The sequence below is a fragment of the Clostridium mediterraneense genome (assembly GCF_900091705.1).
GTDB classification, from domain to species: Bacteria; Bacillota; Clostridia; order Clostridiales; family Clostridiaceae; genus Sarcina; species Sarcina mediterraneense.
In genome coordinates this window covers 138,742-159,540 of the sequence record NZ_LT594783.1, presented here as the reverse complement: position 1 = coordinate 159,540, position 20,799 = coordinate 138,742, and the positions used below count along the sequence as shown (strand labels likewise).

At 26.3% G+C, this 20,799-nt stretch carries 20 protein-coding genes; 4 read left to right on the top strand and 16 right to left on the bottom strand.

Annotated features, from left to right (window positions below; translation table 11 throughout):
• Positions 1 to 246: 246 nt before the first annotated feature.
• The gene (locus BN8917_RS01290) at positions 247 to 786 is read right to left on the bottom strand and encodes a hypothetical protein (RefSeq protein WP_207644754.1); all 540 of its coding nucleotides are present in this window, start codon (positions 784 to 786) and stop codon (positions 247 to 249) included.
• Positions 787 to 1,072: 286 nt separating this feature from the next.
• Between BN8917_RS01290 and BN8917_RS01285 the strand changes: the two genes are divergently transcribed.
• The gene (locus tag BN8917_RS01285; protein ID WP_066869501.1) at positions 1,073 to 1,762 is read left to right on the top strand and encodes a DUF3784 domain-containing protein; all 690 of its coding nucleotides are present in this window, start codon (positions 1,073 to 1,075) and stop codon (positions 1,760 to 1,762) included.
• Between the two features lie 50 nt (positions 1,763 to 1,812).
• Here BN8917_RS01285 and BN8917_RS01280 read toward each other — a convergent pair whose 3' ends face one another.
• The 7 genes from BN8917_RS01280 to BN8917_RS01250 all read right to left on the bottom strand — a co-directional run bounded on the left by BN8917_RS01280 (position 1,813) and on the right by BN8917_RS01250 (position 9,100).
• Positions 1,813 to 2,013, bottom strand: coding sequence for a hypothetical protein (locus BN8917_RS01280; protein ID WP_066869498.1), 201 nt, complete (start codon positions 2,011 to 2,013; stop codon positions 1,813 to 1,815).
• A 139-nt stretch (positions 2,014 to 2,152) separates the two neighbouring features.
• A complete protein-coding gene (locus tag BN8917_RS01275; protein WP_066869495.1) occupies positions 2,153 to 3,121 on the bottom strand; it encodes a polyprenyl synthetase family protein in 969 nt (322 codons plus the stop codon).
• Positions 3,122 to 3,315: 194 nt separating this feature from the next.
• A complete protein-coding gene (locus tag BN8917_RS01270; RefSeq protein WP_066869492.1) occupies positions 3,316 to 5,253 on the bottom strand; it encodes an FAD-dependent oxidoreductase in 1,938 nt (645 codons plus the stop codon).
• Between the two features lie 251 nt (positions 5,254 to 5,504).
• Positions 5,505 to 6,449: a 1,4-dihydroxy-2-naphthoate polyprenyltransferase gene (locus BN8917_RS01265; protein WP_066869489.1), complete on the bottom strand. Its 945-nt coding sequence runs from the start codon at positions 6,447 to 6,449 to the stop codon at positions 5,505 to 5,507.
• Positions 6,450 to 6,453: 4 nt separating this feature from the next.
• Positions 6,454 to 7,314 (bottom strand): LysR family transcriptional regulator, encoded by an 861-nt coding sequence (locus BN8917_RS01260; protein WP_066869486.1) that lies wholly within the window; start codon positions 7,312 to 7,314, stop codon positions 6,454 to 6,456.
• A 13-nt stretch (positions 7,315 to 7,327) separates the two neighbouring features.
• Entirely contained in the window at positions 7,328 to 8,359 is a 1,032-nt protein-coding gene (locus tag BN8917_RS01255) for an FAD:protein FMN transferase (protein ID WP_066869483.1), read from the bottom strand.
• A 261-nt stretch (positions 8,360 to 8,620) separates the two neighbouring features.
• Entirely contained in the window at positions 8,621 to 9,100 is a 480-nt protein-coding gene (locus BN8917_RS01250; RefSeq protein WP_066869480.1) for an FMN-binding protein, read from the bottom strand.
• A 185-nt stretch (positions 9,101 to 9,285) separates the two neighbouring features.
• On the opposite strand from BN8917_RS01250, the gene BN8917_RS01245 reads away from it, so the two are divergent.
• On the top strand, positions 9,286 to 9,687 hold the full coding sequence (locus BN8917_RS01245; protein ID WP_235829959.1) for a NusG domain II-containing protein: 402 nt from the start codon (positions 9,286 to 9,288) through the stop codon (positions 9,685 to 9,687).
• Between the two features lie 12 nt (positions 9,688 to 9,699).
• Positions 9,700 to 10,212, top strand: coding sequence for a Gx transporter family protein (locus BN8917_RS01240; RefSeq protein ID WP_066869477.1), 513 nt, complete (start codon positions 9,700 to 9,702; stop codon positions 10,210 to 10,212).
• Between the two features lie 26 nt (positions 10,213 to 10,238).
• Here BN8917_RS01240 and BN8917_RS01235 read toward each other — a convergent pair whose 3' ends face one another.
• The 6 genes from BN8917_RS01235 to BN8917_RS01210 form a co-directional block, all read right to left on the bottom strand.
• On the bottom strand, positions 10,239 to 11,069 hold the full coding sequence (locus tag BN8917_RS01235; protein WP_066869474.1) for a hypothetical protein: 831 nt from the start codon (positions 11,067 to 11,069) through the stop codon (positions 10,239 to 10,241).
• A 119-nt stretch (positions 11,070 to 11,188) separates the two neighbouring features.
• Complete coding sequence (locus BN8917_RS01230) at positions 11,189 to 11,611, bottom strand: hypothetical protein (protein WP_066869471.1); 423 nt, start codon at positions 11,609 to 11,611, stop codon at positions 11,189 to 11,191.
• A gap of 86 nt (positions 11,612 to 11,697) precedes the next feature.
• The gene (locus BN8917_RS01225; RefSeq protein ID WP_066869468.1) at positions 11,698 to 12,528 is read right to left on the bottom strand and encodes a deoxyribonuclease IV; all 831 of its coding nucleotides are present in this window, start codon (positions 12,526 to 12,528) and stop codon (positions 11,698 to 11,700) included.
• Between the two features lie 474 nt (positions 12,529 to 13,002).
• Positions 13,003 to 14,250, bottom strand: a complete 1,248-nt coding sequence (locus tag BN8917_RS01220; protein ID WP_066869465.1) for a hypothetical protein — start codon at positions 14,248 to 14,250, stop codon at positions 13,003 to 13,005.
• Complete coding sequence (locus BN8917_RS01215) at positions 14,243 to 14,965, bottom strand: ABC transporter ATP-binding protein (RefSeq protein WP_066869462.1); 723 nt, start codon at positions 14,963 to 14,965, stop codon at positions 14,243 to 14,245. Before BN8917_RS01215 ends, BN8917_RS01220 begins: the two co-directional genes overlap by 8 nt.
• 236 nt (positions 14,966 to 15,201) lie before the next feature.
• A complete protein-coding gene (locus BN8917_RS01210; RefSeq protein WP_066869459.1) occupies positions 15,202 to 15,603 on the bottom strand; it encodes an NAD-dependent epimerase/dehydratase family protein in 402 nt (133 codons plus the stop codon).
• A gap of 340 nt (positions 15,604 to 15,943) precedes the next feature.
• Here BN8917_RS01210 and BN8917_RS01205 point away from each other — a divergent pair, with 340 nt between their 5' ends.
• Positions 15,944 to 16,876 carry a hypothetical protein gene (locus BN8917_RS01205; RefSeq protein WP_066869456.1) on the top strand — a complete coding sequence of 311 codons (933 nt, stop codon included), beginning with the start codon at positions 15,944 to 15,946 and terminating at the stop codon, positions 16,874 to 16,876.
• 43 nt (positions 16,877 to 16,919) lie between these two features.
• Here BN8917_RS01205 and BN8917_RS01200 read toward each other — a convergent pair whose 3' ends face one another.
• Complete coding sequence (locus tag BN8917_RS01200; RefSeq protein ID WP_066869453.1) at positions 16,920 to 19,808, bottom strand: cellulose binding domain-containing protein; 2,889 nt, start codon at positions 19,806 to 19,808, stop codon at positions 16,920 to 16,922.
• A 172-nt stretch (positions 19,809 to 19,980) separates the two neighbouring features.
• Positions 19,981 to 20,742 carry a GNAT family N-acetyltransferase gene (locus BN8917_RS01195; RefSeq protein WP_066869450.1) on the bottom strand — a complete coding sequence of 254 codons (762 nt, stop codon included), beginning with the start codon at positions 20,740 to 20,742 and terminating at the stop codon, positions 19,981 to 19,983.
• Positions 20,743 to 20,799 lie beyond the last annotated feature (57 nt).

Here is a 20,799-nt window from a genome sequence, read left to right as displayed (position 1 = left end):
GAGGATTAAAAAACGTTGAAACGCAATTTTTATTAATTTCATTAGCACATAATATGATTAATTATATTAGCAAAAGAGATACAGGTAGATTAAAAAAGCACTTATTCTAACATTTTTTCATATTTATCCAAATGGGTATTTCTAATACCTTTATTTATCATGCATAAAAATTGATTAAAATAAAAGGAACCGTCTCACTCTTCCAAGTTGTGGTATTATGAGACAGCCCCATCTTTATAATATAAATTAAACTAATTCTTTAAATAACTCTTGAGCAAGCTCTACTTCTTCCATTTTTTCAGCAAAATCATCAATTATATTTTTAATTCTATCTAAAAGAGCATTATCCATATCTTCGACAAACATAAAACTTGTTAATAAAGTCTTTGCAAATGAATAATTATCACCATTTGTATCTAAAGCGTTAAATAAAAAGTCTTCAACTCTTTCAATATCCCTTACCTTACTTAGATATTCTCCAAGAAAAGCAAGATATTTCTTATCGTAGCTCTCAAGTTCTGCTAGATTTTTAAATGTAAGACTATTGGTCTCTATCATCTCAAATAAATATCTAGGTGCCTTTTCTGCAAACTGATATATTAAATCTTCTGTAATGTAATAATCTTTATCCTCTTTTTCAAGTATATATTCCCAAGCTTTAAAAGCCATTTCTGTATCTAAAATCAGTAATTCTTTTATTCCTTCATTTATTTGATCTGTATTTTTCTTTATATCCTCACTTAAAAGTTCTATACTTTGTAACACTAATCTTAATCTATTATCCACCAATATAAATCTTCTCCCCTTATTAATTTTTAATATATCCCCTAATAATTTTTCTTTAAATAATAAAGTTCTAGAAACCTTACCACATTTAAGAAAATATATTCCAAAACCTTATAATTTAATTATACTATTACTTTATATTTTTTTAAGTAACTTTGGGTAAACTCTTTGTAAATTTACAATCTTAATTTTTACTACTTATTAAATATTGATATATACTCTACAAATTCTATATAATATATTTATAATGTAATTTATTGTAAATATTTTTGAAAGGGTGATATTTATGCTTTTAATTATGGGTATTTTTTTCATTATCTGTGGACTACTTATTCATAAATTTAAACTTTACTGGCTTATAGCTGGATATAATACAATGAGTAAAGAAGAGAAAAGTAAAGTTGATATAACAGGACTTGCAAAAAGTATGGGGATTATGTTTTATTTGATAGCTGCTATTTTTATTATTTGCTCATTTTTCAAAAATCAATTCCCTAATATAGAAATTCTAGCTATGATATCAATGACTGCTGTCTTAATAATAGGAATATTCAGAGCTCAAAAATATAGTTATAATAAGCAAAAAGATAAATCAGAAAGTATTGCAACTCTATTTATTATAGGTATACCTGTATTAATTTCTATTTTTATAATTTTTAATACAATGAAACCTATAAAAATAGAATTTAAAAATGATAAAATGATTGTAGAGGGCTCCGCTATAAAATATTCTGATATAAAAGATATAAAAATTATTAATAAGTTCCCTCAAATGAGTAAATCAATGGGTTCTGGAATTGGTTCTTTTAGAAGAGGAACTTATAAAGTTAACGGGCTCGGTTCTTGCACTGTATACACTGATTCAGAAAAAGATCCTATTTTAAAAATAAAAACAAGTAATAAAACTATTCTAGTAAATTCTAAATCAAATAATATAAACGATATTTATACAAAACTTTCAAATAAAATAGATTAAAAAAGCTAAGTTATATTAAGAAATATCTTAATGTAACTTAGCCTTTTATTTTATTCATTATTTTTTTCTTCTTTTTGAGATAATTCATATTCCTTCATATATTCAGGACTAAGTGAAAATCCTAATGTGTTTCGTTCTGTATTTTCATCCTCATCCTTTTCTACATCTCTATGTTTAACATTTCCATCATCATCTACAAAAAATTCTGTTGAATCTAAATCAAATTCTTTTGTAAAGAAAAGCTTTGCCATAGCTGACATCTCCTTTCAATATCTTTTTTCTTAAAATCATACTATCATTTTTAAATAATAAAATCTACTTAAATTTTAAACTTTAGTCTCAAATAAGGTTATAGGCTATCTTAATCTCATTAAGATAGCCTACTTAATTCTAAAAATCTCTTTTTATAAGTTTTTCTGTTACTTCTAATAATATATTCTTATACTCATTATCTGGTAGTTTATTTATATTCTTAAATGCTCTTTCAGAATATTTTACTGCAAGCTTTTTAGCTTCATCAATTCCACCATTTTCTTTTACAAGATATATTATTTGTTTTATTTCTTCATCATTATAATTTTTCTTATTTAAAATGTCATTAAATGCTTTAGGATTCTTTTTATTAGCAATAATTAATGGAAGAGTATAAACTCCTTCTTTTAAATCACTTGCTGAATTTTTTCCTATTTGCTCATCTGTTCCTAAATAATCAAGAAGATCATCTATTATTTGGAATGCCATCCCTATATTATGACCTATTTCCCAAAATGTTCTACAAAGCTTTTTATCACAGCCACTTTCTGCTGCTCCTATATATAAACTTAAAGAGAATAACTCTGCTGTTTTTCCTGATATTCTTTTTAAATAATCTTTAACTGATACATTTCTATCATATCTTGAATTAAGCTGTTCTACTTCACCAAGACAAATTCTTGACATAACTTTTGTATCAACTTCGATTCCTCTTTCTATAGAAGAAGTTGTTGCAAGTATTCTAAAACATAAACAGAATAAATAGTCTCCTATATAAACCGCATAATTTTTTCCATATTTTGATTGTACAGTCTCTTTTCCCCTTCTAAGAGATGCATCATCAATAACATCATCATGTACAAGAGTTGCCATATGAAACATTTCTATAACCGCAGCAAGTGCTCTTGTTCTTTCTTCATTATAATCACCAAACTTAGAGGCTAAAACTACAAAAGCAGGTCGTAACATTTTTCCACCTGAATTTACAAGTTCTATTATACTACTTTCTATAACTTTATCCTTGCATTTAGCATTTTTCTCTATTTGTTTTTTTATTTTATCTAACTCCATGTTAATTACAGGATAATTTGTCCAAAATTTATTCATTTAATCTCCTCTATTCTCAATTTGTTTGATTTATATTTTTAATCTTATTAATATTTTAATACATTTTAGTATAAATTAATGTTAATTTTTTGATAACTTTAAACTTTATCACCAAAATTCGACTGTATTTCTTAAAAAAGGAGTTATCTCTTTCTGAGATAACTCCAAAATAATAATATTCTAAATACTTTTAATTAAGCATTAATTTTTTCTTTCTTAACACTTGATCCACCATGAATATCGTATATTGGTTCTCTTTTTCCCATCCAGAAGTTGCCGACCAATTTACTAATCCAAGGTATTACATAATAATCAAGTCCGAATGTTCTTCCTGCACCACTCATTAAAGCTACGCTACCAAAAGTAAACCATAAAATATCCCAACCAGCCATAGCTGAAAGAATAAAGTTAACTGTCATAAATGCTGAAGCTGCACTAGCAAGGAAAGTAAATAATCCTACTATTAAAGCAAGTCCAATAGCTATTTCAGTTATAACAACAATTCTTTGGAACCAAACAGCCACTTCTGGTGTTGGCATCATAAATTCCATAACATTTTCATAAATCTTTGGCATTTTTTCTAAAATTGGTGTTGGCATTGTAGCTGCTGCTCCATCAACTGCTGCTGAAGCACCTGAGACTGTATCTTGAAGCCATGTAAATGGCATTTTAATATTTCCCATCTTAGTCCAACTATCTGCTCCGATTGTTGTAAGATTACTAAATAAAGTTCCAATATAATCAAATATTCCACTTGATTTTTCAGCTGTTTCGAAAGCTTTTGTCCAAGTTTCTTCACCAATAAGCTTCTTAAGACCTTCAATCACCCATAATGAACCAATATAAATTCTTAAAGGAATAAGCCATAATCTATTTCCCTTAGATGCTAAATGTCCTCTTAAAATACTTCTTCTTTCTTTAATGCCGAAGAATTCATGTTGTAAATAATTATAAACAGCATGTACATCATTAACTTGAACTAGGTAAAACATATTTACAAAATGCTTCATAATCATTGCAAAGAATCCTGAAAGTTTTACTCCCATAAGATTTGCAACTGCATATCTTCCACCAATAGAAACCATAAATCCATGATAATTTGACTTAAATTCTACTTTTTCTTTTCCTTCAATAGAAGCTATTATATTTTTTACTGCTGTCATAGCTGTTTGTTCTGCCGCTTCTACTATTTGAGGATTTCCTTTTCCAGGTTCCTCTTCAACATATGCTATATCTCCTACAACATAAATATCTTCTTTTCCGATAGCTTGCATATATTTATTGGCAGCATATCTTCCAGCTCTAGCCTTTTCAATTTCTAAGTCTTCTAAATCTTTATTAGCTTGTACACCACAAGTCCATATTAAAGTTTCAGTATCTATACTTTTTCCATCTTTAAGCTTAATTGACTTATTTGTAACTTCAACTATTGGAGAGTCTTTAAGAACTTCAACTCCATGCTTTACCATATACTTTTCAGCCTTATCTGCTTGTTTTCTATCAAGCATATTTAAAATTGTTGACATAGCCTCAACAACTAAGATTCTGATTTCTTTTTCATCAACTCTATATTCTCTAGCAAGCTTTTCCTTCCATTCTAGAAGTTCTCCTGCCATTTCTATTCCTGTGAAGCCTGATCCTGCTACTACAAAAGTAAGCATTCTCTTTCTTCTTTTTTCATTTTTTTCATATGAAGCTTTCTTTACTCTATCTTTAATATGTTCCTTTATTCTTAAAGCATCCTCAAGTGACCATAAAGTAAATCCATTTTCTTTAACTCCAGGAACTCCAAAGAATGCTGGCTCACTACCAGTACCTATCATAAGATAATCATATTCATAACTACCATCTTTAGTTGTTACTATCTTCTTATCGCTATCTACATCTTCGATGTAATCAACTACAACATTAACTTTAGTTCTATGGAATATTCTTGAAAGTTCAATTTTAACTGATTCCTCTGGAACTCTTCCCCCAGCAACTTCATGTAGCTCAGTCATTAATGTATGATACGGATTCTTATCAATTAACGTAATTTCTACATCTTTATTTTTCTTATACTTTTTTGATAACTTCTTAGCTGCATGTACCCCTGCATAACCTGCACCTAAAATAACTATTTTAGTTGACATATAGTTTCCCTCATTTCTTAATTTTTCACCAAGTAACGTATAAATATATAATATATCCAAACAATATTTTATATGTTATAAAATTCTATGTCTACCTATTTATTTCTATGTTAAAATACATATTAAATATAAATTTTATTATATAAAATCATACTTAGATTAAGTTAAATAGCCACTTTATACAAAATAAATTTAATATTAAACCCTTCCTGTTATAAAATATCTTTATACACTATATATTTTTTAAATATCTAAATAATATTTCCAAGTAAAACGCTAATTATATAAACTGTAGAAATTATTATAAAATTCTTAATAGCAAGAACAAAAGTCTTTGATTTAATTTGCTCTTTATTGAAAAGATTTATATTTTTATTAACTAATATAAATGTTCCCAAAACTAAAATACATGTTATAGGTAATATTTTAAAAATCATTCCTAAAATTATTGCTATATATCCTAAATAATATAAAATACCATATATTCTCACTGCAGTTTGTTTTCCAATATAATATGGAAGTGTAAATCTATTAACTTCTACATCTCTTTCTAAATCACAAATATTATTAGCAAGCATTATATTTGCTATTCCAGTTATTAAAGGCAAAGCTACAATTCCAATTATTATAATAGTTAAAATATTAAAACTAGCTGTTATATTTTCTCCTTTTATATAAACACCAAAAGATTGCTCTCTAAAAATATTTATATATATAGTTATAAAAGTTATAAATCCTCCCATAAATAATCCTGAGAATATTTCACCAAGGGGCATTCTAGATATTGGTATAGGACCATAAGTATAAAAAATTCCTACAAAAAAACATAACACTCCTATTGCTAAAATAAGTAAATTAGTATTAAAAGCTAAAATTATTCCAAATACTGTTGCAATACTAAGTAAAGTAAATATAACTGTTAATGCAAGTTTTTCTGATATATTAAACACGAATAATGGATTTCCACTACCTGATTTATCTCCTAAGTGTTTTAATTCATTTTTATAATCACAATAATTATTAATAGCTGTAGTTGCCATATCAAAACATATCATTGATATAAACATAATTAATAAAAGTATTGGATTTATTTGTTTATATTTATATAAGCTATATGAGATACCAAATATGAAAGGTACAACACTAGCTATTTTTGTTGGTAATTCAACATAACTTATAAAAGCTTTTAAATTCATAAATTTAATCTCCTTTTAAAAACTCTTCTTTACATAAAATCTTCTCTAGTTCATTAGTAAGAAGAGAAATTTTTCTTTTTATTACTGCATCTATATCTTTTTTATAGCTTATAAATAAATCATATTTAAATTCATAATCACTATATTTTAAGTCTATAAATTCTCCATTTTTAAGTTCCTCTTCAACTATTATTTTAGGAACTATTGCCGCAGTATCATTGTTTTCTAAATAGTTTTTAATAGTTCTTAAAGAATTTGTTTTAAGACTTATATTTTTTATGTTATTAAGCTGAATATTTCCCCCCTCGTCTAATAAGGCGATATTTAATTTTTCTACTTTCTCTTTATCTATATTTTTTTTGCTAACTAAAATTAATCTATCAGTCCCAATATAATTTGATACAAGATCAATATCATATATCATTTCAGTTCCAATAATAATATCAGCACTATTATTTAAAAGTGAGACTTGTTGCTCTAAACTTAGATTATTACTTATATTCAAATTAAAATTCTTAAATATTTTTACTACATCCATAGTTATATTTGAAATTAAAAAGTTACCTGTAACTCCTGATGTAGCTATATTTAAATCTTTTTTCTTATCTCCTCTAAGACTTAGCTCCTCTATAAGATTTTTATGAGCTATTAATATCTGTCTTGCATATTTATATAAAATCTCTCCATCTTTAGTAAGTTCTACCCCTCTATTACTTCTTTCAAGTAGCTTTACACCAAGTTGCTGTTCAATCTTTAATAATTGATGACTAAGAGCAGGTTGAGAAATATGAGAATTATTCGCAACCTTTGATATACTCTTTAATTTTGCTACCTCAAAAAAATACTTTAAACTATCTATTTGCATATGTTTGTCCCCCTTAACTAGTAAGCTTAAAATCACTATTTATAATTTCAAAATTATCTTTTAGCCCACTTGTTTTATAAACCTTCTTATCATTAGTTATAAAAACAGCATCAACATTTTCTAATGAATCAATAAACTTTAATCCCTCCTTTATCCCCTTAGTAAATACTAAAGTTGAAAGAGCATCTGCATCTATAGATTTATCAGCTATTATAGTAACTCCTGCTATATCAGTCTCATAAGGATATCCTGTCTTAGGATTTAAGACATGATGATACTTTTCCCCATCTTTTTCTATAAATCTTTCATAAACTCCAGTAGTAACAACAGATTTATCAGCAATTTTTAAACTTGCAATTGCATCTCCTCTATCACTAAAAGGATTTTGTACACCTATTTTCCAATCATTTTCATCTGATTTTTTTCCAAGTGCATATATATTTCCACCAAGATCAATAATAGCTTTTTTTATCCCCTCTTCTTGAAGGATTTTTGTAATTTCATCAGCTGCATAACCTTTTGCTATACTACCAAGATCTAAAATCATACCTTTTTTAGTTAAATAAGCTTCTTTATTATCTAAATCAAGCTTTACATCCCTATAATTTATAAGATTCAAAGTAGAATCTATCTCACTTTTTTCAGGTACTCTAGCTTCTGGAAGCCCTATACTCCAAAGCTTCACTAATGGACCTACACTTATATCATAACCACCATCTGCTAATGCTGAATATTCTAGGCCTTTACTTATAATATTTAAACTATCTTCACTAAGTTTTACTGGTTTAATTCCTGCATTTTCATTTAATTTATCAAGTTCGGTTCCTTCTTTATTTATACTAACAAGGTTCTCTATTTCTCTAACCCTTGTAAAAGCTTTATCAAGAATTTCATCTGTTCCACCTTCATATAAACTTATTTTTATAGCAGTCCCCATAAAAAGCTCAGTCCTACTTAAAACTTCTTGTTTACTATCCTTATTACAAGATATAAACATAAAAATAGTAGATATTGAAATTAGAATAGCTATAAATCTTTTAAACATCTATTTATCCCCCTTACAATAACTTTTCCAACTTGAATTATATTACATTTAGTAAGGAGTTTGACATAAAAAGATATTATTTTACATTTTATTAACTATAAATTAAATACAAATTATAAAAAATAGATTCTTATTTCAAATTTTTTACTTATAGCTTAATATTTTAAATAATATTATTTAATAAAATAATATTATCTTATAAATTAAAACAAAATAAAAAGATGTTCTTAATCGAACATCTTTTTATATCAAAGTATAAAATTACTTAACTTCAACCATTACCTTTTCAGCTTTTCCTTCTTTAGCATTTTCTAATGCTGCTGCAAATAAACTCTTAGCCTTTGCTGATGATGATGTAGCACCTGATACTCCATCGATATCTGCTGATTGAGCTTCTTTAACTTGCTCTTCTATCTTAACTTCGTATTCTGATGGGCTTGTACCAGCTTGTTCTTTCATCATTTTGTTGTAACCTTCATCAGTTCTCTTATCACCTTTATCTGTGAATTCATTATAAGTAGCTGCTGCTATTTTTCCACCTTCTATTTTAACTGAAACTCTAGCTTTTCCACCATTTTCATCTGCATCTTTAGTTTCAGCTTCAAAAGTACCATCTTTATATTCTGCTGTTGCTTCTGTTTTTGGAGCTTCTGTAGTTGTATCTTCTTTTTCTCCTCCACATGATACCATTGCCATAGCAGCTAAAGGTAATACTAACATAGCTAATAATTTCTTTTTCATTCTTGTGTCCCCCTAAAATTTGATAAAAATTTCTTTTCACCTAAATTATATAATTCCCATTCTAATTTATACCAATAAAATATTTTTATGTTATATAATATTTTTCTATTACCAAGTTTTTTCCTTGTATTTTAAAATTAAATTATAAAAACTAAAATAAAAAAAATCGAAATTAGGAGAAAGTAATGAAAATTTTTAAAAAACTAGACATTATAATAATTCTATCTTTGATAGCTATTTCATTCATTCCATATTTAATCTTTGCAAAAAAACTTTCTCAAAACTACAATTCAACTTATGCAAATATAAAAGTAAATGGAAAGCTTTATGATAATATCCCCCTATCATCATTTAAAGGAGAAAAAACTATTGTTATTGGAGAAAAAGGTCATTCTAATACAATACTTATAAAAGATAATACTATACAAATAATTGATGCAGATTGTCCTGATAAACTTTGTATTAATCAAGGTACTATCTCAAAAGTGCATGATACATTAGTATGTCTTCCTCACAAACTTGTTATAGAAATTAAAGGAGAAGAAAGTACTGCTGATTCAAATGATGATCTGATACTTTCACATTAATATATGAGAAAAATGAAGAAAACTACAAAAATGGTTTATATGTCATTACTTATTGCAATGGCACTTATTTTATTTATTTTTGAAGCTATGATTCCTATTCCATTTATAACTCCAGGAGCAAAACTTGGACTAGCTAATCTAGTAATAATGATTGCTGTCTATACTCTTGATTCCTACAAAGAATCATTTACTGTACTTCTTATAAGAATTCTTTTATCTACATTTTTTGCAGGTAGTGCATCCACACTTATATATAGCATAAGTGGAGGTGTACTAAGTTTTATAGTTACAATAATAGTAAAAGAACTTGGCGGTAAATATGTATCTATAATAGGGGTTAGTGCTGCTGCTGCTGTTTTTCATAATATAGGACAACTTCTAGTAGCTTCATTAATACTTAATAACTTTGGTGTTATGCTATATCTTCCTATCCTATCTCTAGCTGGAATAGGTACAGGAATATTTGTTGGTATTTCTGCTAACTACCTTGTAGCTCACTTAAATAAAATTTTATACTTTAAATAAAAATAGAGCTATAATAAGCTCTATTTTTATTTATCATCTATTTTTTCTCTATACTCTTTTACTGTCATTAAATCTAAGCCATGATAAATATATGCCTCTGTTATATCTTTATCTACTAACACACTAAAATCTGCTAAAAACTCATTATCTCCAAGACCAGTTAATAAATCAAATATATAATAATCTTTACTTATCATTTCTTCATCTAAATAATTTTTCTCTTCATTAAATTTAAATTTCCTTTGTGAATAATATTCCTCTTCATCAAATTGACTATAAAGAAATTGTCTTGCTTCTTCTATCTTACTTTTTTCAAATATAATTTTGTTTTCTAATCTACTACTAACAATAGGTAATTCAGATAAATCAGTAAATTGTTTTTCATAATATACAAGCCTATCATTCTCTATCTTAATTTCTACTGTCCATTCCCTTTTAAAATTATTATTTCTTAAAACTCCAGCCCAAGTATCTTCTGAAACTTTACTAAGAGTTCCTACTCTCATATTTCCATTTTCTAAATTTGAAATAAGACCAAAGCTTGAATCAATCTTTTCTATTAATTTAAAATCTACTTCTAGCTTATTGTTTTCTAATTTTTTTATCTTTATTATATTTTTATATTCATCTTTAAACTCATAGACATAATAACCATCTATTTTTTCTAAATCACTATCTTCGTTCTTTTTAACTTTATTAAGCTTATCCTTAATATCACTTTTTTTATTAACAATTATTTCATCAGTATCTTTTATGTCAACTTCGCTATTTATAAATTCTTCATTTGCCTTTGTCCCACAAGAGCCTAGAAATATTATAGTACTTATACTTAATAATAAAATAGCTATTTTTCTCATAAAAATATCTCCTATATTAAATCCCTTATTTTAATATATTATATATTAAAACATTTGGTAATAAAAGGATATAATTAGAATAAAAAAGAGCTATTTAAAAGATAGCCCTCCTTTAATACTTATTTTAATTTTTCTAATTCTAAATTAATAATCTCTAAAGCCTTATCATAATCTTTTCTTATACTTACTTTAGCTTCAGAAATTCTAAACTCAACTATCATCTTAAGTCTTTTTAATCTATTGACTCTAGAGTTTTCACTAATTTCCTCAAATCCTTCTGGTATTCTTCCATTCATAAATGAAGATATCATAAGTTCATCTTTTTTATTAGCTAAATCATTATGTAACATTTTTAAAAGATTAATAAGATTTTCCTCTACTTTTGGATTTGTATCATCCTTTAAATTCTCCATCTTATACGTTATATAACCTATCATTCTCTTCTTTTCTGTATTTGTAGTATTCTTTGGCATTTCAGCCTTTGCACTTCTTGCGATTCTTCTTATATATGATAATGATTCTTCTTTTAATGTTGTTTCCATAAATTCTCTCCTGTATTTTTTAATTATCTTAATCTACTATACCATAAAACAAAAGGAATTATCTTTAAAGATAAACCCTTTTAATATTATTTATAAAGTTCTTTTAATAATTTTATTTCCTCTGCATGACCATCAAGTTCATTTGGTGTTTCAAGGAAGAAAGGTAAATCTCTTAGTTTTGGATGATTTATTATTCTAGCAATAGCTTCTATTCCTATATATCCTTCACCTATAGTTTCATGTCTATCCTTATGACTTTTAAATGGATTTTTACTATCATTTAAATGAATAGCTTTTAATCTATCAAGTCCAATAACTCTATCAAACTCTTCTAAAACTCCATCTAAATCATTTACTATATCATATCCTGCATCATATATATGACAAGTATCAAGACAAACTCCAAGATGATCTTTTAAATCAACTTTACTTATAATTTCAGCTATTTCTTCAAAAGTTCTTCCCACTTCTGTTCCTTTACCAGCCATTGTTTCAAGTAATACAGTTGTTGTTTGTTCTGACTTTAAAACTTTATTAAGCATTTCTACAATATAATTAATTCCTACTTCTACACCTTGTTTAACATGACTACCTGGATGGAAATTATATAAACTATTTGGTAGATACTCCATTCTTACTAAATCATCAGCCATCATCTCAATAGCGAAATTTCTTGTTTCCTCTGATGATGAACATCCATTAAGAGTATATGGAGCATGAGCTAAAATAGTAGCAAAATTATTTTCCTTTGCTATTTTTAAAAGTCCATCTATATCTTTTTGTTCTATAGCTTTTGCTTTCCCCCCCCTTGGATTACGAGTAAAAAATTGAAAGGTATTTGCTCCTATACTGACAGCTTCCTTCCCCATATTTTCAAACCCTTTAGTTGTTGATAAATGACACCCTATATTTAACATGTATTTCTCCTTCTTATCTATCTAATAACTTTAATTACACTTACATAAATTAACTTACTATTATATTACTATATTAGTCTTATTTACTCAATGAATAAAATATATTATTTACTAATAATTATTAATAATATATTTTAAGAAGATATTTAATTTACTTTAGCTTTTCCATATAAATAAAATATTATTTTAATTCCGCCCTCTATATTAAATCTTTAAAATATATTATTTGTATAATTGTTTACACAAACGTTTATAACAATGTTTGCATCTTTGTAATTATTTATGTTTTTATCTTAAAAGACTTTATATATCTTCAATCACCTTATTTCTACTTATATATTTTTTCTCTACTCTTATTAAAATTTTATTTATATATTACTTTGATACGAAAAAATAAATTTATAATTAAATATAAAAGACTATATGATAATTTAAAATATCATATAGCCTTGTTTATATTAATTAACTTTAAATTTATAATTTTAAACTCATCACTTTCTTATAATTATAAATAAAAATACTTACTAATATTATTGTAAATATTACAAATACTACTTCAAAAGTAAGCCATTTTATATAAAGTGGAGCAACATAAAATGGAGCAAATAAAATAGTAGTTAAGCTAAGTTGTTTAAAGAATGAAGCAAAGGAGTTATAATATAAATCATCCCCTGTAAGCCAATCAAATCTTATATTGTGTCCATCAAAATTCATTCCTAAAATTACACTTACTAAACTAGCTAAAAGCATATGCAGTAAAGTTAATATCTTATAGATTATCCCCATTTTAATTACTCCAAATAATATAAAAGAAAATACTATAATTATAGGAATAGTACATATATATGATGATATTATTCTAGATTTAATATACTCTTCTTTACTTACAGGAAACATTAAAATAAACTCTTGATCAATTCCTACTTTTGAGAAGGCTACATTAGGTATTACACTAGAAACTACATTAACTTGTATTAACATGATTATTAAAGCATACATTACTACACCGGGAAATTTATGCGAAACAAAAGAAGACATAACTACTGAAAATCCTAGCATGATTATAATATTTAAAATCCATGTCTTAAATAATACTTTATTTCTTAAAACCTTCTTAACATCCATTATAGCTAAAGTTCTAAGTTTACTATTCTTCTTATATCCTTTATTTTTATAAGTTTTATTTTTTCTATCTATATTTTCAATTAACTCTCTAAATTTAACATTCCATTTGCCTGTTATAATAAAATACTTAATTCTATAATAAAGCATAATAAAAAAACAACTTACTAATATAAAAAGAAAATTAACTATAAAATATCCTATAATAACTATAAGATAATACCATATGCTATATTTTTTAAGTATTCCTTCAAAGAAATAAGCTAAAACTAAAGCAAAACTGTTAATTCCTATATTTATATTTTGAATTAAAAACTTTGAAATAAATATCTCTTTTATATTAGTTGGAAAGCCTAAAAAAAACTCATATTCATCAAATATAAAAAGGCTTGTAACTATATTTTTTAGATAGATTACAAGAAGAATCCCAATATAAATTGAACTTATAAGTTTAAAGCCTATATTATAGTCCCTTACAATATAAAGCAAAATAAAAATAGGTAAACTAAGCAAAACTGCATTTATAATTAAAACTTTTTTATTTATCTTTCGCATATAATTTTTTATAAATATATCACTTACTACTCTTAAACTACTCATTTCTTATAATCTCCATAAACACACTTTCAACAGTTGCATCCTTACCATATTTTAAATTTATATACTCTAAATCTCCATTAAACTTAATCTTACCTTTATTTAAAAATATAAATCTAGAACAAACTTCCTGTGCCACTCCTAAAAGATGTGTTGAAAATATAATAGAGTTTCCTTTTTTACAATACTTATTCATTACATCTTTTAAAATATATATTGCTTCTGGATCAAGCCCTGTAAGTGGCTCATCTAAAATAATAAGTTTTGCACCACTTAAAAATGCACCAATAATCATAACTTTTTTTCTCATACCATGAGAGTAATTTTCCATCTTAGAATTTAAATCATCTTGTATCTTAAATTTACTAGCAAGGTCTTTAACAATAGCTTCTCTATCTTTTTTATCAACTTCATACATATTAGCTACAAAATCCAAGTACTCATTACCTGTAAGTTCAAGTAAAAACAATGGTTTATCAGGAATATATGATACATTTCTCTTAAACTGTATTGAATCTTTAATACTACTATCTAAAATAAAAATTCCCCCCACATTAGGAAGTAAAATCCCCATAATCATCTTAAGTATTGTAGTTTTCCCAGCACCATTGTGTCCTATAAGGGCACAAATTTCTCCAGATTTAATATTAAAACTGACATTATCAACAGCTTTTTTATCTAATCCATAAATTTTACTAATCCCCTCAACCTTAAGCAAAATTAATTCCCCCTTTTTATTATTCAAAATAATGTTACCATATTTTTACACTAAGAATATTAAGTTTAAATTAATTTACATCCTGTTACATAAAAATATTATTAAATTTAAATCATAGTATTATTTAAGCTTATATAAAATTATCAACTAATAACATTATAAAACTAGCTAATTAAATAAAAAAAAGTATTGATATATTATATACATCAATACTTTCTATAAAAACTAATAACTTTCTATTGAAATCTTATATTATCTTCTTTTCTTTGATTTTGACTACACATACTATACTTTAAATTTTCTAATTTTAAAGTATTAGAAAATTCATTATATATATCACTACTTGAACATAAAATATACTTCTTTACATTTTTCTCAGTAGATACATTTAAAAGATTCATAACATCCTCTTGTATCCTATCTGAAATATCTAAAATATATTCATAACTTTTATTTATTAATAGATTTTTTAAATTATTATTATCTTTTCTATCACATAATAGTAAATCCCTAGCTCCATTAAATGTTACTTCATTTTTATCTGAAACTAATAAATCTATTACATACCCTTGATTTATTAGCTGTTTTACCATAGAACTTCCTATAAAACTTGTTCCTCCAATAACTAATATACTCATAAAATTATCCCCTACTTTTCCTACCTATTTCAAAATTATTCCTACTTATATACTAATATAAAACTTATAATTCTTTATCAATATTTTGTAAATTTTCATTCAATAATTTATAAAATAATTATATTTTATAGAAAGAATATATTAAAATCACTTAATATATGGAAATTATCTTTTTATAACATGTAGAATGTATGAACTTTATATCATATTGATGAAAATATATAACTTTATATTTATCTATTTGTAAAACTCTTGAAGCTTATTTCCAAGATAATTCTTAGTATAATTATTTTAGAAAAATTTTTAAGATATACTAGAATAAATCAAGGAGGTTAATAATATGAGCAAAAAAATAATCCTAATATTATCTGGCCTATTCTTAGCAGGTATAGTAGGAAGTCTTGGATACTTAAAAATAATTCATGAGCCAAAACCAGCAGTAGTACATAAAATTGTAAAAGCAGATCAAGAGAAAAATGATGAGTCTAAAAATCCTACAAGTGGGGTTATAATTACTAATGCCGATAAGTTTCCTTATTTTAAGAAATATGAAGCTAGTGTTTTACCTTTTATACAATCACAATATAATAGTTCATATTTAGCTAAAATAACACTTACTGATGTAGTAATGGATAATTGGCATATGCAAATTTTCTATAATGCTCATGTTATAAGACCTAATGGAACTACATATAACCAAACAGATCTTAACTACTCAAATGTAGTAAGACAAAATGTACCTATTCCTAAGGTATCAAGTTATTCAAAAACTGATAGTGATATAACTGGTAGTCACTATACAATACCTGCTGGAACAATAGATTTAACAATAACAGCTAATGGTCAACAACATATACAATTTCTAGTTAATGGTACTGGAGTATGTAATACATATCCTGATGTAACTAAAGATTTAAAGTTTAATTCATTAACTTCAAATGATAATTATGATAGCTCAGATGATACTAGCAATGCACCTACAATTTATTCAATAATAGATAATGAGGGTGTTGGCCGTGATGGTTATTTCAATGCTGGTGCAGCAACAACTAAATATAATTTAAAAGCTACACCTATAGAAGCAATAAAGAAGAATGTAGTGGTTCCTGCTGGTTCAGTAATGTATACTTTACCATCTGAATTCTCATCTAAAATAGTAACAACTAATAAAACAACTTTAGCTGCTGCTACTTATAGTGTGGTAACATCAGGTCAATATACAATGTATCTTGTTAATATTCAAGGACAAGAAGGTTGGGTTAAAATAGCTTAAAAGGATATGTCTCCATAAAAGACATACCCTTTTTTTATTTATATTATTTTATTACAAAATTAACATCATATATATCAGCTAGGGAATCACTAGTTGCACAAGCTCCTCCTATTACAAGTTTTTCACCTTTTTTAATTAAACCATTCCATGATTTTGGTGTTAATTTATAAACTCCATTTTCACTAGTTAGATTTGCATCCCAGTTTGATTTAATTTGTATATCTGATTTAAAATTAAGTTCCCAATTATTAATATCAGCTCCTGTATTATTAGTGATTACTAGCTCATAATTTGATTCACTTCCCCAAGTAGATGTTATATTAAAAGCTACCTTAACTCCTGTTTCAGGTTTAGCATCATTTTTAACAACTACTTTTATTTCATCACTTGAAGTTATCCCATCTTTATTTATAAGCTCTAATTTATAAATATATTCTCCAGATTCTTTACTAGTTATCTTCTCTTCAAAACTTTGAGCATTATTATCTACCTTTCCAGTCTTTATAATCTTATTATTTTCTCTAAGATTATAAGATGTTGCATTTGAATTTTTAGGTATAGAGATACTTAAAGTATAATCTCCTGCATTTGTATTATTATCTACAGTAAGTTCTGGCTTTAATGGAACTTCTACAGGTGGAACTACAGTATTATTAACTTTAACAGTTATTATTTCACTTGAATTTGAAGCTTTTGAATTAAAAATTTCTGCTTTATACATATAAGTTCCAGTTGGCTTATTTATAACTTCATATTTTATCATTTCAGCCAAGCTAGTAATAGCTCCTTCTTTAACAAGCTTACCATTTTCAAATAGCTTATAACTTTCACCTTTTGAATTTTCTGGTATTTCTACTGTTATATCATAATTTCCATCACTTTCAATAGCTGATGCTTTTATACCTGGCTTTAATGGCTTGTCAGCATTATTTCCATTATTACTTCCATCAAGCATTACTACATCATCATAATAATGTTGAGCTTTAGTTATCCAGAAATAATCATCAGTTGGAGGAGAACCTACTGCATCTGTACTTGCTCCAACTCCTGCACCAAATAATATTGAAGTTATTCCAGCTTCCATAGCATCACTTATATGACTTTCCCAAGTAATAGTATCACCTTGAACTTTTATCTTAGGATCATTACTTTCATTTTTAGAAAAATATTTTAATCTATTATCATTACCTGCTTTAAATGTATCTCCAAAGAAATAGCTTGTTGCTGAATCTTCATAACTACCTGCCTCATTAGTAAGTTCTGCAAAAGGTTCATTATCATAAGGACTAATTTCTGTTGAACCATTAATATGACCTACTGGTATTTGCCATAAAATAGATGGAAGTTCTACTTCTTCACTAAGAGTTTGCACATACATAAGATAGTTATCCCAAATATCAGCATTCCAAAACCACTTTGATTTTTCTGGATCATTTGCCGCTCCTGTTTCAAAAGCTCCATCAAGTCCATATTTATCTACTGATATAAAATCTGCTCCATAAGATTTTATTCCAGCACTTTCATAATAATTTGCTGTTTCTACTGCAACTTGTTTTATAAATTCTCTACCTGCATCCCAGCCTAAGAACTCAGTTTTATGAAGTAATCCTTGGTTTGGAATTTCAGGACTTGAATATGACCATATATTAAATTGCCATCCAAAATAAGCTTCTTTATAATATTTATCTACTGTATAGTTTATTGATTCAACTAGACCTTTAACATTATTTTCGAATTCTGGATCTTTTCCTTTTTCTAAAACTCCTGAAGAATAAGCAGTATCAACAAGTGCTGTAATTTCATTTGGTGCTTTATCTGCTTGTTGCATCATGTACCCTAAGAAATCTGGTTCAAAAATCATTCCTATAGTTTCATCACCACCATATTGCTTACAAATATCTAAGAAGAATTTTAAATCCTTGAAATATCCTTCCATATATTCTTTATCATTTATATGCTTTAAATCAAGTTCATAGCTTTCACCATCATCTGGGATATTATAATAAACAAAGAAAGGAATCATCCCCATTTTTAAACTTTCATCAATAAAAGTTTTAGCTCTAGCTCCATCTTCAGTTGTCCAATGTCTCCAACCTGTAAATGGACCACCATTTATATAAATATATCTAACATCTGTTCTTTTATTTGTATAATCATTACTTGTACTTCTCCAAAATTCTAAGTCTCCTTCTCTATCTTCGGAAACTTGTCCAATTGAAAGATAATCAGGCATTCCAGGTAAATCTCCATTTGCCTTTTTAACTCTTACACCAATATGTCTTGTATCTCCAGTATTTTTATCAGTAATTTTAAGTCCACTTCTACCTTCCTTAAGACCTGTAACCTTTAAAACGTTTCCATTAACTACCTCAGCCTTTGCTACATCTCTAGTATTTGAAATTACTTCAAATGTACTATTATCACTTTTAGGATTAGTTAACTTATATTCAACACTTCCTTGCTCTATAGTAAATTGTGTCTTAACTCCATCATCATCAATTTTATCTATTACTATTGCCGCTTTACCATTAGTTCCTACAACTACTTCTATAATATCAGACTTACTACTTCCAAATTCATTTATAAATTCTGTGTAATAATAATAAATTCCTGATTTAGATCTATTCCTAACTTCTGTAACTATACTTTGTGCTGCTGGAGTTCCATCTTCAAGTTTTCCTTCATCAATTAATTCAAACTCCCCACTTGTCCCAAATCTCTCAAAAACTTTGTAACTAGTAGCATTATTTCCGTACCATATACTTGAGGTAATATCATAATTACCATCAACATCTGTCCCCCATTGATTATGCGTAACTGTTGGCTTTGCTGGTGCTGCACTTGCTGCTGCAAATGCATTATCTACAGGTAATAAAATTAGAGTTAAAGCAAAACTCAAACAAAAAGCAATAATCTTTTTGAACTTTTTCATTACTATTCCCCCCTTATCCTCTACCACTTTACATATTTTGGTAGATAACATAATTTTCTCACTATTAACTTTTAAATTCAATAGATAAGATTATTTTATCGATAAATATTTTTTATAGTTATTTTAAATCAAATAAAAAAGGATGATAAAAATCATCCTCTAACTTTTTATATTAAAATATAACTCTAAGTAAATCTGTTGCTTGACACATACCAGCATTTAATTGTGCTTTTAATGAACCATGATTATAATAATAACAACCTGCTATAGGTTCTTTTCCCATTTCATAAGACATTTTCTTTAGAGCTATTAATATACTAGTTGCAATTCCTCTAGCTCTATGTTTTTCAACAACATACATACCAATATTACTATGTTTACTCATAAGTATTCCCTCTGTTAAATGACCAAATCCAACGATTTCATTATCAATACTTGCTATATAAAATCTCTCTAATTTAACTTCATTTTCTAGATTTTTATAATATTTATTAGTAAGTTCATTTATATTATTAATATCGCTTATATTTGCTAAAGTAAGCTTTATTTTATTTTTATCTTCAATTTCTCTTTTTGAATCAACAGTATAATGTGAATCATTTTCTATACTTCTAAAATTACATAAAGCATATCTTACTAAAAATTCATCTGATGTTGGAACAAAAATAGAACAAACTTCCTCTATTCTTTTAGCTTCTTCAAAGATTTGTCTAGCCTTATGTCTATATTCTATATCTACATTAAATACAATAATAGTATTCTTATTATATATAGCAAGGTTTCCTACATGTTTATTATCTAATTCTATTTTATAAAAATTAGATAATAAAAGTCTTTCTTCCCAATATACATCTATTAAAATATTATTTTCTTTATAATAAATAGATAAATCTTCTCTTATATCCTCAAAAGTACATTTTTTAAATCTTATCATAATTGTTCCCCCTTAATATATTAACTTTTACTAATTTTTAGTTTTCTACTATTAATA

Excerpts from the sequence above, each read along its gene's own strand:
- BN8917_RS01285 (WP_066869501.1), top strand. The coding sequence starts at position 1,073 with ATGCTTTTAATTATGGGTATTTTTTTCATTATCTGTGGACTACTTATT.
- BN8917_RS01280 (WP_066869498.1), bottom strand. The coding sequence starts at position 2,013 with ATGGCAAAGCTTTTCTTTACAAAAGAATTTGATTTAGATTCAACAGAA.
- BN8917_RS01275 (WP_066869495.1), bottom strand. The coding sequence starts at position 3,121 with ATGAATAAATTTTGGACAAATTATCCTGTAATTAACATGGAGTTAGAT.
- BN8917_RS01270 (WP_066869492.1), bottom strand. The coding sequence starts at position 5,253 with ATGTCAACTAAAATAGTTATTTTAGGTGCAGGTTATGCAGGGGTACAT.
- BN8917_RS01265 (WP_066869489.1), bottom strand. The coding sequence starts at position 6,449 with ATGAATTTAAAAGCTTTTATAAGTTATGTTGAATTACCAACAAAAATA.
- BN8917_RS01260 (WP_066869486.1), bottom strand. The coding sequence starts at position 7,314 with ATGCAAATAGATAGTTTAAAGTATTTTTTTGAGGTAGCAAAATTAAAG.
- BN8917_RS01255 (WP_066869483.1), bottom strand. The coding sequence starts at position 8,359 with ATGTTTAAAAGATTTATAGCTATTCTAATTTCAATATCTACTATTTTT.
- BN8917_RS01250 (WP_066869480.1), bottom strand. The coding sequence starts at position 9,100 with ATGAAAAAGAAATTATTAGCTATGTTAGTATTACCTTTAGCTGCTATG.
- BN8917_RS01245 (WP_235829959.1), top strand. The coding sequence starts at position 9,286 with ATGAAAATTTTTAAAAAACTAGACATTATAATAATTCTATCTTTGATA.
- BN8917_RS01240 (WP_066869477.1), top strand. The coding sequence starts at position 9,700 with ATGAAGAAAACTACAAAAATGGTTTATATGTCATTACTTATTGCAATG.
- BN8917_RS01235 (WP_066869474.1), bottom strand. The coding sequence starts at position 11,069 with ATGAGAAAAATAGCTATTTTATTATTAAGTATAAGTACTATAATATTT.
- BN8917_RS01230 (WP_066869471.1), bottom strand. The coding sequence starts at position 11,611 with ATGGAAACAACATTAAAAGAAGAATCATTATCATATATAAGAAGAATC.
- BN8917_RS01225 (WP_066869468.1), bottom strand. The coding sequence starts at position 12,528 with ATGTTAAATATAGGGTGTCATTTATCAACAACTAAAGGGTTTGAAAAT.
- BN8917_RS01220 (WP_066869465.1), bottom strand. The coding sequence starts at position 14,250 with ATGAGTAGTTTAAGAGTAGTAAGTGATATATTTATAAAAAATTATATG.
- BN8917_RS01210 (WP_066869459.1), bottom strand. The coding sequence starts at position 15,603 with ATGAGTATATTAGTTATTGGAGGAACAAGTTTTATAGGAAGTTCTATG.
- BN8917_RS01205 (WP_066869456.1), top strand. The coding sequence starts at position 15,944 with ATGAGCAAAAAAATAATCCTAATATTATCTGGCCTATTCTTAGCAGGT.
- BN8917_RS01200 (WP_066869453.1), bottom strand. The coding sequence starts at position 19,808 with ATGAAAAAGTTCAAAAAGATTATTGCTTTTTGTTTGAGTTTTGCTTTA.
- BN8917_RS01195 (WP_066869450.1), bottom strand. The coding sequence starts at position 20,742 with ATGATAAGATTTAAAAAATGTACTTTTGAGGATATAAGAGAAGATTTA.